This is a genomic window from Photorhabdus luminescens subsp. luminescens, assembly GCF_001083805.1.
Classification (GTDB): domain Bacteria; phylum Pseudomonadota; class Gammaproteobacteria; order Enterobacterales; family Enterobacteriaceae; genus Photorhabdus; species Photorhabdus luminescens.
Genome location: NZ_JXSK01000008.1, coordinates 178128 through 190373 on the forward strand (window position 1 = coordinate 178128; position 12246 = coordinate 190373).

At 43.7% G+C, this 12246-nt stretch carries 9 protein-coding genes and 1 pseudogene; 5 read left to right on the forward strand and 5 right to left on the reverse strand.

What is annotated here, in order from left to right; all coding sequences use genetic code 11:
• Positions 1 to 71: 71 nt before the first annotated feature.
• Positions 72 to 2699, reverse strand: a complete 2628-nt coding sequence (gene gyrA / locus TI10_RS17800; RefSeq protein WP_049584723.1) for a DNA topoisomerase (ATP-hydrolyzing) subunit A — start codon at positions 2697 to 2699, stop codon at positions 72 to 74.
• 169 nt (positions 2700 to 2868) lie between these two features.
• On the opposite strand from gyrA, the gene ubiG reads away from it, so the two are divergent.
• The 4 genes from ubiG to yfaE all read left to right on the forward strand — a co-directional run bounded on the left by ubiG (position 2869) and on the right by yfaE (position 7659).
• Entirely contained in the window at positions 2869 to 3591 is a 723-nt protein-coding gene (gene ubiG, locus TI10_RS17805; protein WP_049584724.1) for a bifunctional 2-polyprenyl-6-hydroxyphenol methylase/3-demethylubiquinol 3-O-methyltransferase UbiG, read from the forward strand.
• 367 nt (positions 3592 to 3958) lie between these two features.
• Positions 3959 to 6250: a class 1a ribonucleoside-diphosphate reductase subunit alpha gene (nrdA, locus tag TI10_RS17810; protein ID WP_049584725.1), complete on the forward strand. Its 2292-nt coding sequence runs from the start codon at positions 3959 to 3961 to the stop codon at positions 6248 to 6250.
• A gap of 12 nt (positions 6251 to 6262) precedes the next feature.
• A complete protein-coding gene (gene nrdB / locus TI10_RS17815; protein WP_036781046.1) occupies positions 6263 to 7393 on the forward strand; it encodes a class Ia ribonucleoside-diphosphate reductase subunit beta in 1131 nt (376 codons plus the stop codon).
• Positions 7393 to 7659, forward strand: coding sequence for a class I ribonucleotide reductase maintenance protein YfaE (gene yfaE / locus TI10_RS17820; RefSeq protein WP_049584726.1), 267 nt, complete (start codon positions 7393 to 7395; stop codon positions 7657 to 7659). Before nrdB ends, yfaE begins: the two co-directional genes overlap by 1 nt.
• A 100-nt stretch (positions 7660 to 7759) precedes the next feature.
• Here the strand turns inward: yfaE and TI10_RS17825 are convergent, their stop codons facing one another.
• Positions 7760 to 8179: a type II toxin-antitoxin system VapC family toxin gene (locus TI10_RS17825; RefSeq protein WP_049584727.1), complete on the reverse strand. Its 420-nt coding sequence runs from the start codon at positions 8177 to 8179 to the stop codon at positions 7760 to 7762.
• Positions 8176 to 8415, reverse strand: coding sequence for a FitA-like ribbon-helix-helix domain-containing protein (locus TI10_RS17830; RefSeq protein WP_036848206.1), 240 nt, complete (start codon positions 8413 to 8415; stop codon positions 8176 to 8178). The genes TI10_RS17825 and TI10_RS17830 overlap by 4 nt, the downstream gene beginning before the upstream one ends.
• A 629-nt stretch (positions 8416 to 9044) precedes the next feature.
• Here TI10_RS17830 and TI10_RS17835 point away from each other — a divergent pair.
• Positions 9045 to 10058: a Gfo/Idh/MocA family protein gene (locus TI10_RS17835; RefSeq protein WP_049584728.1), complete on the forward strand. Its 1014-nt coding sequence runs from the start codon at positions 9045 to 9047 to the stop codon at positions 10056 to 10058.
• Positions 10059 to 10402: 344 nt separating this feature from the next.
• On the opposite strand, the pseudogene TI10_RS23225 reads toward TI10_RS17835, so the two are convergent.
• Both TI10_RS23225 and TI10_RS17850 read right to left on the reverse strand, forming a co-directional pair.
• A pseudogene (locus TI10_RS23225) lies at positions 10403 to 11776 on the reverse strand (IS4 family transposase).
• A gap of 16 nt (positions 11777 to 11792) precedes the next feature.
• A complete protein-coding gene (locus TI10_RS17850) occupies positions 11793 to 12242 on the reverse strand; it encodes an FGGY family carbohydrate kinase (protein ID WP_049584730.1) in 450 nt (149 codons plus the stop codon).
• Positions 12243 to 12246: the final 4 nt, after the last annotated feature.

Consider the following 12246-nt stretch of genomic DNA (forward strand, 5'->3'; position numbering starts at 1 on the left):
TTAAGAAAAATCCCTTAAAAAAACAGGCACCGAAGTACCTGTCTCTTAATTGAGTGAAAAAATATCTTCACTTAAACCGGATCAACTGACTCGCCGCTGTTAGCATCAGGTGAATTGCCGTTATCACTGTTCAATTCTTCCTCTTCTGCCGCCAGCCCATCTTCATCCTCTTCAGGCTCAGCAACCCGCTGTAAACCAACAACTTTCTCATCTTCAGCGGTACGAATAAGTGTTACGCCTTGAGTATTCCGGCCAACAACGCTGACTTCCGACACCCTTGTGCGCACTAATGTGCCGGCATCAGTAATCATCATTATCTGATCGGTCGGTTCAACCTGAATCGCGCCGATCACGTTACCATTACGTTCGCTGACTTTAATCGAGATAACCCCCTGCGTTGCACGGGATTTGATTGGATACTCGCTTTCAGCGGTACGTTTACCATAACCGTTTTCAGTGACAGTCAGAATTTCTCCTTCTCCACGTGGGATAATCAGAGAAACCACTTTATCTTCACCATTCAGTTTGATACCACGTACACCGGTAGCTGTACGCCCCATTGAACGAACCGCTTCCTCTTCAAAACGAACAACCTTCCCTTCCGCGGAGAACAACATAACTTCGTTATTACCGTCAGTCAGGTCAACGCCGATCAGCTCATCACCTTCATTGAGATTAACGGCGAGAATACCGGCACTGCGCGGACGACTGAAATCTTGCAACGCGGTCTTCTTCACGGTCCCACTGGCCGTAGCCATAAAGACGTACAACCCTTCTTCATATTCACGCACCGGCAAAATCGCCGTAATTCGCTCATCTTGCTCTAGCGGCAGCAGGTTAACAATCGGACGACCACGAGCGCCGCGGCTAGCTTCCGGTAATTGATAAACCTTCATCCAATACAGACGGCCACGGCTGGAGAAGCAGAGGATCGTATCGTGAGTATTGGCGACCAACAATTTTTCAATGAAATCTTCTTCTTTAATACGCGCTGCGGATTTACCTTTACCACCACGGCGCTGCGCTTCATAGTCAGACAACGGCTGATATTTGACGTACCCTTGATGTGACAAGGTGACAACCACATCTTCCTGATTAATCAAATCTTCGATATTGATATCAGCCGTATTTTCCGTGATTTCAGTACGGCGGGCATCACTGTATTGCGCCTTAATTGCCAGCAATTCTTCACGGATCACTTCCATCAGGCGCTCAGGATTTTCCAGAATGAACAGCAATTCGCCAATTAATGTCAGTAATTCACGGTATTCATCCAACAGTTTTTCATGCTCCAGGCCGGTCAGTTTCTGCAAACGCAGATCCAGAATGGCTTGAGCCTGTTGTTCGGTCAGATAATATTTACCCTCATGCACACCATATTGTGGTTCCAGCCATTCAGGGCGGGCGGCGTCATCACCGGCACGCTCCAGCATGGCAGCAACACTGCCTAATTCCCACGGTTTAGCAATTAATGCGGCTTTTGCCTCAGCAGGTGTCGGAGCAAGGCGGATAAGTTCGATAATAGGATCGATATTCGCCAGCGCTACAGCTAATGCTTCAAGAATATGGGCGCGTTCACGCGCTTTCCGTAATTCAAAGATGGTGCGACGAGTGACCACTTCACGGCGGTGACATACGAAGGCCGAAATAATATCTTTCAGATTCAGCAGCTTCGGCTGCCCTTGATGCAGGGCCACCATGTTGATGCCAAAAGAAACTTGAAGCTGAGTCAGAGAGTAGAGGTTATTCAGAACCACTTCCCCCACCGCATCCCGTTTCACTTCAATCACAATCCGCATGCCGTCTTTATCAGATTCGTCACGAAGCGCACTGATCCCCTCGATGCGTTTCTCTTTCACCAATTCGGCAATCTTTTCAATCAGACGGGCTTTGTTGACTTGATAAGGGATTTCGTGCACTAAAATAGTTTCACGGCCATTCTTCTCATCAACTTCAATTTCCGCACGGGCACGGATATAAATTTTACCGCGACCAGTCCGATAAGCCTCCTGAATACCGCGACGACCATTAATAATCGCAGCAGTAGGGAAATCTGGGCCGGGAATATACTGCATCAGCCCTTCAATGCTGATGTTTTCATCTTCAATATAAGCCAGACAACCATCAATAACTTCGGATAAGTTATGAGGAGGAATGTTAGTCGCCATACCCACTGCGATACCAGAAGAACCGTTGATCAGCAGGTTTGGTACTTTCGTTGGCATCACTTCCGGGATCTGCTCTGTACCATCATAGTTTGGCACAAAATCGACAGTCTCTTTCTCCAGATCCGCTAGCAGCTCATGGGCAACTTTCGCCATACGCACTTCGGTGTAACGCATAGCGGCGGCTGAGTCTCCATCGACTGAACCAAAATTACCCTGACCATCAACCAACATATAGCGCAGAGAAAACGGCTGAGCCATACGAACAATCGTGTCGTAGACTGCGCTATCCCCGTGTGGGTGGTATTTACCGATGACGTCCCCGACAACACGGGCAGACTTCTTGTAGGGTTTATTCCAATCATTTCCTAATACACTCATGGCATAAAGCACGCGACGGTGTACCGGCTTTAGTCCGTCTCGAACATCTGGTAGCGCACGCCCAACAATAACAGACATCGCATAATCCAAATACGAGCTTTTCAGCTCTTCTTCGATATTGACCGGGGTGATTTCTCTGGCAATGTCGCTCATGGAGCCCACTATCCCTCATACATTCCGAATTCAAAGGTTTAGAACTATACCACAAACCAACAGTTTTATAAAAATCAGATACGGGTATTTAAAAATTAAGCCGTGTATACTGTCTCAGAACGGAGTAAATCCGCCTGTTTAAAGAAAGTTTAAGGAGCGACAACCGCTGATGAACATCAAAACCCCTTCCACCCCAAACAATGTTGATCAACAGGAAATAGAGAAATTTGAAGCGATTGCTTCTCGCTGGTGGGATTTGGAAGGTGAATTTCAGCCGCTGCACCGAATTAATCCGCTACGCTTGAATTATATTTTGCAGCGTTCCGGCGGCATTTTCGGTAAAAAAGTCTTAGATGTGGGCTGTGGCGGCGGTATTTTGTCAGAAAGTATGGCCCGTGAAGGGGCAGAAACGACCGGACTGGATATGGGTACCGAACCGCTTCAAGTTGCCAGACTGCACGCCCTTGAAACAGGTATCCCGGTGACTTATGTACAGGAAACAGTAGAAAGCCACGCTGAAAAATATCCACAAGCTTACGATATCGTCACCTGTATGGAAATGCTGGAACATGTCCCAGATCCCCAATCGGTCGTCTATGCTTGCGCTCAGTTAGTAAAACCCGGCGGACACGTCTTTTTTTCTACCATTAACCGCAACAAAAAAGCCTGGCTGATGGCGGTAATCGGCGCGGAATACATTCTGAAAATGGTACCGAAAGGAACCCATGATGCGAAGAAATTTATCCGGCCGTCAGAGTTGATAAGCTGGATTGACAGAACATCCCTGCGGGAAAAGCATATTATCGGCCTGCATTACAACCCGTTAACGGATAAATTTAGTCTTGGTCACAATGTAGACGTCAATTATATGTTACACACTCAGTATGTCTGACATATTCATCTGACAGATTAATAAATCGGCAAATAAATCATATTTTCAGGAATTTTTTTACTCATTTTCGCCGGTGTTTCTGTCAGAGCAACCGCTAGTAATGATGCAGGCTTCCGGCTTTTTAATAAATTTAGTCCTCAAGTTATCCACAAGAATCCGTATTTTTGTGCACTTGATAAAAGCCGCTTTTAACATTATCTTGTTGTCATTATTTAGTGTACCCCCTACATATTGTGTTCCTTAACATTCCATTACCACTACTCTCTCGTTGGTTTTTCCGCCATTGAGGGGGTTATGTTTTGGTCTAAGTCAAAGACACAAAGCAGGTGGGAGCGAATTTGAAAGTAAATGTAAGGTATGCCTGTCCATGAACCATAGTCTGCTAGTAACAAAGCGTGATGGCCACAAAGAACGAATTGACCTTGAAAAAATCCACCGGGTTGTTAACTGGGCAGCCGATGGACTGAAAAATGTCTCGGTATCACAAGTAGAACTGCGTTCTCAAATCCAATTTTACGATGGCATCAAAACCTCAGATATTCATGAAACGATGATCAAAGCTGCCGCGGATCTTATCTCCGGCGACGCACCTGATTATCAGTATCTGGCCGCCCGCTTGGCAATTTTCAACCTGCGTAAAAAAGCCTATGGTGAATTCGAGCCGCCCGCACTCTATGACCATGTATTCCGTATGGTGAAAATGGGCAAATATGACAAGCATTTGCTTGCAGACTACTCGAAAGAAGAATTCGAACAAATGGACGAGTTTATCGACCATTGGCGTGATATGAACTTTTCTTACGCGGCGGTCAAGCAGCTTGAAGGTAAATATCTGGTTCAGAATCGCGTTACCGGTGAAATTTATGAGAGCGCTCAATTCCTCTATATTCTGGTCGCAGCTTGCCTGTTCTCCGGTTACCCGAAAGAGACACGTCTGGACTATATTCGCCGTTTTTATGACGCAGCTTCGACGTTTAAAATTTCGCTGCCAACCCCGATCATGGCAGGCGTACGCACCCCGACTCGTCAGTTCAGCTCCTGCGTACTGATTGAATGTGACGATAGCCTCGATTCCATTAATGCGACTTCCAGCGCCATTGTGAAATATGTTTCTCAACGTGCTGGTATTGGTATCAATGCAGGCCGTATTCGCGCACTGGGCAGCCCAATCCGTAATGGCGAAGCCTTCCATACCGGCTGTATTCCTTTTTATAAGCATTTCCAGACCGCGGTCAAATCCTGTTCTCAAGGAGGCGTTCGTGGCGGTGCCGCTACACTATTCTATCCATTGTGGCATCTGGAAGTTGAAAGCCTGCTGGTCCTGAAAAACAACCGTGGCGTTGAAGGGAACCGTGTTCGTCACATGGACTACGGCGTCCAACTTAACAAATTGATGTATGAACGCCTGATCAAAGGTGAAGAGATTACCCTGTTCAGTCCATCTGATGTTCCCGGACTCTATGATGCCTTCTTTAACGATCAGGACGAATTTGAGCGCTTGTACACTCAATATGAGCAGGACAGCAATATCCGTCAGCAACGTCTGAAAGCGGTTGAGCTCTTCTCCCTAATGATGCAAGAACGCGCCTCTACCGGCCGTATCTATATTCAGAACGTAGACCACTGCAACACTCACAGCCCATTTGATCCTTTAGTCGCCCCGGTGCGCCAATCAAATCTGTGTCTGGAAATTGCACTGCCAACCAAGCCATTGAATGACATCAATGATAAAAATGGTGAAATTGCGCTGTGTACCTTGTCGGCTTTTAACCTGGGCGCCATTGAAAATCTTGATGAACTGGAAGAACTGGCTACTCTGGCGGTCCGTGCCCTTGATGCCCTGCTCGATTATCAGGACTACCCTATCCTTGCCGCGAAACAAGGCGCAATGGGACGCCGTACATTAGGCATTGGCGTCATCAACTATGCTTACTATCTGGCGAAACACGGTGTACGTTACTCAGATGGCAGCGCTAACAACCTGACTCACAAAACATTTGAAGCTATCCAGTATTACCTGTTGAAAGCCTCTAATGAACTAGCGAAAGAACAAGGCGCTTGCCCGTGGTTTAAAGAAACCACCTATTCTAAAGGTATCCTGCCTATCGATACCTATAAAAAAGCGCTGGACACATTGACCAATGAACCGCTGCACTATGACTGGGAAACATTGCGCAACGATATCAAACAATATGGTCTGCGCAATTCAACATTATCTTCTTTGATGCCGTCAGAGACCTCTTCCCAGATCTCTAACGCCACCAACGGTATTGAACCGCCTCGTGGCTACGTCAGCATCAAAGCATCAAAAGATGGCATTTTGCGCCAAGTTGTACCGGAATATGAGCGTCTGAAAAGCGCTTACGAACTCTTATGGCAAATGCCTGGTAATGATGGCTACTTGCAGTTGGTTGGGATCATGCAGAAATTTATCGACCAGTCGATCTCTGCCAATACCAACTACGATCCGACACATTTCCCAAGTGGAAAAGTGCCGATGAATCAGCTACTGAAAGATTTATTGCTCGCTTACAAATATGGTGTGAAGACGTTGTATTACCACAATACCCGTGATGGCGCGGAAGACGTTCAGGATGACCTGGAAGAAGTCGTGGAATCTGCTGATTCCGACTGTGAAAGCGGCGCGTGTAAGATTTAATTTGAGGAAGTTATGGCCTATACCACTTTTTCACAAGTAAAAAACGACCAATTACAGGAACCGATGTTTTTTGGTCAGCCGGTAAACGTAGCCCGTTATGACCAGCAAAAGTATCCGATTTTCGAAAAGCTGATCGAAAAACAACTCTCTTTCTTCTGGCGCCCGGAAGAAGTTGACGTGTCTCGCGACCGCATTGACTACAATGCGCTGCCAGACCATGAAAAGCATATTTTTATCAGTAACTTAAAATATCAAACGCTGCTGGACTCTATTCAGGGCCGCAGCCCGAACGTGGCTTTTCTGCCTTTGATTTCCATCCCTGAGCTGGAAACCTGGGTTGAAACCTGGTCGTTTTCTGAAACGATTCATTCACGTTCTTACACTCACATCATTCGGAATATCGTTAACGATCCGGCTGTTGTGTTTGATGATATTGTCACCAATGAAGAGATTCTGAAACGGGCGAAAGATATTTCCGCTTATTACGATGATCTGATTGAAATGACTAATCATTACCAGTTATTTGGCGAAGGAACACACCAGATTGCCGGTAAAACCATCACCGTTAGTCTGCGTGAACTGAAAAAGCAACTGTACCTGTGCCTGATGAGCGTTAACGCGCTGGAAGCTATCCGTTTCTATGTCAGTTTTGCCTGTTCATTTGCCTTTGCTGAACGCGAATTAATGGAAGGTAATGCCAAAATCATCAAACTGATCGCTCGCGACGAAGCACTGCATCTAACTGGCACGCAACATATGCTGAATCTGTTGCGCTCTGGTCAGGATGATCCGGAAATGGCAGAAATCGCCAAAGAATGTGAACAACAGTGCTATGACCTGTTCGTTCAGGCGGCGGAACAAGAAAAAGAGTGGGCAGACTACCTGTTCAGCGAAGGCTCCATGATTGGCTTGAACAAAGATATTCTGTGCCAATATGTTGAGTACATTACTAACATTCGCATGCAGGCTGTCGGGCTGAAACTACCATTTGAAACGCGTTCTAACCCGATTCCGTGGATTAACGCCTGGCTGGTGTCTGATAACGTTCAAGTAGCGCCGCAAGAAGTTGAAGTCAGTTCCTATCTGGTTGGTCAGATTGATGCTGAAGTTAACCCTGACGACCTGAGTGATTTTGAACTCTGATGACAAGCTATAAAGTAACCCTGCATGGTATGCGGGGTTACCATATCTACAGCTCTCCCGAACTGCATAACAGTCTGCTAGAAGCACTGGAACAAGGTAGAGTTCAAACTGAGTACCAGTGCCGAGAAGGTTATTGCGGTTCCTGCCGTGTCAGATTGATAAAAGGAAAAGTTGGTTATCGACGTAAACCTTTAGCTTTTGTTAATGAAGGGGAGATTTTACCCTGCTGCTGTCATCCGCTTAGTGATATTGAGATTGAGCTTTAGTAATTAAAATTGGCCTTCATGGTGGGCAGATAACAATGATTATTTGCTCATTATTACACGCACCAAGAACGTAAGCCCATAAGTAATAACAACTATGTTATTAGCCCTTCCAAGGGTTAATAACAGTAAGCCCGGCAGCTTCAAAGGGTGATGTATCGCGGGTTGCAACAATCAGCCCATTCGCCGCTGCAATAGCCGCAATATACCCGTCAGCCTTCCCAATGGCTTTCCCCTCGCTCTTCGCTCGCGCCATGATCTCGGCATAAGCTTCCGAAGCGGCCGCATCGAACGGCAAGATACGACCGGTAAATAAAGGAACAACACTCCGCTCCAGGCTTCTATGCAGGGTATCTTTGCGCTTACCATTGGACAGCGCGGCAACCCCAAAGCGCAGCTCAGCCAAGCTGATCGCGGACAGGTAAAGCGTCTCGACATTTTGTGCATCTATCCAGGCAACCACAGCGGGGTAGCCGCTAAGCCGCAGCGGCTCGGAAACCACGTTCGTATCTAGCAGTATCATTCAAAACTCATCGGCTCGGCAGGTGTCTTATCACGCTCGATCTCAAGATCGACGCCCCCCGCCTCGCGGCCGATTTTTGCCAGCAAGGAACCCAGCTTGATGCGCCCCGCCGGTTGTACGGCGTTTTCCAGAATAAACCGGATTTCAGCCTCAGCACTACGACCGTGTGTGGCTGCGCGTACCCGCAAAGCGCGATGCACTTCGTCCGGTACATTTCTGACAGTAATGGATGGCATAGATTCATTTCCTAATTTAGCATGCATTGCAATCAATATATGTTATTGCAATCATGACTGCAAGCATGTGGGATAGAAAGAGAATTAATTGCATTCAATCAAAGTCCATTAACCATTAGCAAAGAGTTGAAAAGAAATCAGTACGCAAAAGAATATTATTCGAATAACAGAGAATTAAGCGTTTTCTTGCCATCATTTTACGAAGCAAATCATAAAAAATAATGCAATAAAAAAATGGATAAAACGGTTAATGTGGTAGGGTTTAAGTCCTGAAAAAAGCTTAATTATCGGAAAAAACATAAAGGAGTATCTTTATATCATCAAGCTATTTACTGACTGACTTATCCCCTCCATCTTTCAAATTACTACTTTGTTGGTTGCTTTCACTTGCCACCATGCTGCAATTTAAAATTTAATTGGGCATAGATGTGAACCCACATGTCATTTTGGTATAATAGATTATAAGAAATACGATGAAGATTATATTAACTCACTTGATTCAGAAGTAAGAAACATGCTATATAATCATATATTGGAAAGAAAAAAATGGGATAAATCAGAATCTTACTATAATCTCCATCAAGATTTTATTAGGAAAGAATTTAATATAAACATATTGAGAAAATAAAATGCAAAAAACAATAAAATGGGGCATTATTGGTTGTGGTGACGTTACTGAAATAAAAAGCGGCCCTGCTTTTTATAAATTAGATAACTCTGAATTGGTTGCAGTAATGCGACGCAATGCTAATTTAGCAGAGGACTTCGCCAAGAGACATAATGTGCCTAAATGGTACTCTGACGCTAATTCACTTATTAATGACAAAGACATTGATGCAGTATATATTGCAACACCACCCTCTACACATAAAGAATATACCATTTTAGCGGCCAAAGCAGGCAAAGCAATATATGTAGAAAAACCTATGGCATTAACATTTGAAGAATGTAATGAAATGATAGCTACCTGCCAGGCTCAAAATGTCCCCTTATTTGTGGCTTATTATAGGAGAGCATTACCAAGATTTTTGAAGATCAAAGAATTAATTGAGTCCGGTGCTATAGGAACACCAAGAATTGTAAGTTGTATACTTTACAGAGAAATAGAGCAATGTTACCAAGATCCTCATCATTTACCTTGGGTTGTTAATCCAGAAGTTTCCGGTGGTGGGTTATTTGTTGATTTAGCATGCCATACTCTTGATATATTAGACTTTCTTTTAGGAAAGATTGTTTCTATCAAAGGACATGCAAATTCACAAGGGAATGCTTATCCCGCGGAAGATTGTGTATCAATGTCATTTATGTTTGAAAATAATATTCAAGGTGTGGGTATATGGAATTTTGTATCGAACTCTAGAGGCGATAATGTTGAAATAATTGGTACTAAAGGAAAAATATCTTTCTCTACATTTGGAAATTCAGCCATTTCATATTATGACGAAAATAGTAAATTACACCAATTTAATATTGACAATCCAAAACATATAGAAATGCCGTTGATTAATACTATCATTAATGAATTGCAAGGAAAGGGGTTTTGCCCATCAACAGGAGAATCAGGATCACGAACCAGTTGGGTAATAGACCAAGTATTAAAAGAGTATAGAATGAAGAATTATTTACAATATAAAAATGAATAAATCGGTTTTTATGGAAAAATAAAAACTAAATATATATGATCTCATTAAAAATATCGGAAGTTAATAAATGATCTTAAATCCTCTATTAACTTCTTTTTAATTAGTTTGAGAGAACTTCCATTTAGTTATAATTTCGTCTCCAGTATTATCGGTAGTAACAGAAAAACCGTATATCCATCTAAGATATACCCTATGGATTTCAATGATGTATCGCGACGGCAAGGGAGCGAATCCCCGGGAGCATAGATAACTATGTGACCGAGGTGAGTGAGTATAGCCAACAAAGAGGCAACTTGAAAGATGACGGGTATATACCATTTTAGCGGCTAGAGCCTGTCTCTCGGTCACAAGTCTTGCTCGATAGAATGCGCCAGTTCATAACCTTCAAGGATGGCTTGTAATTTTAGCCATCCTTCCCACAACGTTTTGACTGATGCTCTACCATTTTGTTTGCGATTTTTCCAACCACCTAATTTTGCAAGATGTTCATAGGCCCATTTAGCGGTAGGTGGGGTTTCAGAAAGCGCGGTTTTGACACTTTTCAGCCAAAGCAGTTTCCACGCTTTTGATGACAATATTGTTTCACAGTTAATATCTTCAAGTTGCTCATTAACAAATTCTAACTGGAATATCCTTACCGCTAAGAAGGCATAAATTGTGGCTAATCTATCTAGATTGTTTTTGCTTTGAACTCTCAGTTTTTCTACATCAGTCCCCTCACTTTTCCAGATTTTATGATATTCCTCTATTAGCCAGCGTTTTTCGTAATAACCCATGATCGTAAGAGCATCTTCTTCATTATGGAGCGGTTCACTCGTTAAAATAGGCCAAATGAGCTTCTTATCCTCACTGCCTATTTCTGAGCAGCCGACATAGTAGAGAGGGAGCGCATTTCCCGTTTTATTGGGCGGGTTTTTAATGTTACAGGCGCATATTTTATATCAAGAGTCACGACTTTTGCCTTCCGTCCTCCTCTTTGAGCTACGCATATTTGTCGTTGCCCAGCACTCTTAAGCTCTGCGACAAATTGGTATAATTTGTTTGCTCCTTCAAGGATATGTCTACTCATCATTGAACGAACCACAAAACGTTGGTTATTTGATACTTTATAGGCTAAATAGCCATAAATATCTGCTTCACGATCACAGACAGAAACAACATTTGTCATTGCCTCACCTAAACGAGCAGTCATATTTCTAGATGCGCTTTCCCATTTATATCCTTCTTTATCTTCATAGGGTCGTTTAAGGCCATGACGACGAATGCCGCGAGTTTTTATATCTCTTGTCCACCATTGTTACTCTATCAGCCCAACAAGGTCATTTTTATCTGGCGCATATAACAAAATGCTGTGGGCGAAAAATCCTCGCCAACGGTTACCTTGATTTACATGTCCTAATTCTTTCCGTATCGAATGATGCTGATAGCTCAACGTTGTTGTGTCTTCCAAAGCAAGGAGTAATGGGTATTGCTCAATCTGATTTGCCGTTGCTGTAAATCCCGCCTCGGCAATATCTTTCGAGGCAATATTATCATTGCGAATGAATCGATAAGCGCCTTCCATACTGGCTGGAGATAATGAAGATTTTACAACGGATTTACCGGGGTGTAGGGCTAACTCTGAAGCCATTTTGACTAATCTTGCGGCTCTTTCTTGGGTCACCGAGTTCAGCGTGACCAAACTGCGCTTTAGCCCATTCAACATTGCTTTTAATCATCACAGAAATCCTCAAATTAAACACTTTGAAGATCTGATTTATTGCAGTTAATCCACAGCATTTTGGTGATAGTCCATGTCGGAATTAACTTAAGTTGCCCTGTAATGTGGTAACACAGCTCGGAATATAACTTATCACATTCTTTGCGGGATCGCATATCCAACCAAGAAATGGCGGGGTGTATAGGCGTTTTGTTTTGATCCAATAAAATAAGTGTTTCAGCCTGTCCAGTTAGGACAATCTGGATGATATTTTCGTTATTTGCTCTTTTTCCAATTTCTGCCGTTTTATTGATCATTTCTTTGATGCATATGAAGTATTGATCAACATCAAATTCAACAAGTTCACCGTCGCGGTTGCGGTTGCAGTTGACAGTTTCTGATAGTGTATTAAGTGGGGTCAGACTTTTGTCATATACAGAAACTTCGATATTAGTCGTCCCTAAATCAGTAGCTATGATATTCATCAGG

Bases quoted from the DNA above. Each gene is read 5' to 3' on its own strand.
- gyrA (WP_049584723.1), bottom strand. From the start codon at position 2,699: ATGAGCGACATTGCCAGAGAAATCACCCCGGTCAATATCGAAGAAGAG.
- ubiG (WP_049584724.1), top strand. From the start codon at position 2,869: ATGAACATCAAAACCCCTTCCACCCCAAACAATGTTGATCAACAGGAA.
- nrdA (WP_049584725.1), top strand. From the start codon at position 3,959: ATGAACCATAGTCTGCTAGTAACAAAGCGTGATGGCCACAAAGAACGA.
- nrdB (WP_036781046.1), top strand. From the start codon at position 6,263: ATGGCCTATACCACTTTTTCACAAGTAAAAAACGACCAATTACAGGAA.
- yfaE (WP_049584726.1), top strand. From the start codon at position 7,393: ATGACAAGCTATAAAGTAACCCTGCATGGTATGCGGGGTTACCATATC.
- TI10_RS17825 (WP_049584727.1), bottom strand. From the start codon at position 8,179: ATGATACTGCTAGATACGAACGTGGTTTCCGAGCCGCTGCGGCTTAGC.
- TI10_RS17830 (WP_036848206.1), bottom strand. From the start codon at position 8,415: ATGCCATCCATTACTGTCAGAAATGTACCGGACGAAGTGCATCGCGCT.
- TI10_RS17835 (WP_049584728.1), top strand. From the start codon at position 9,045: ATGCAAAAAACAATAAAATGGGGCATTATTGGTTGTGGTGACGTTACT.
- TI10_RS17850 (WP_049584730.1), bottom strand. From the start codon at position 12,242: ATGAATATCATAGCTACTGATTTAGGGACGACTAATATCGAAGTTTCT.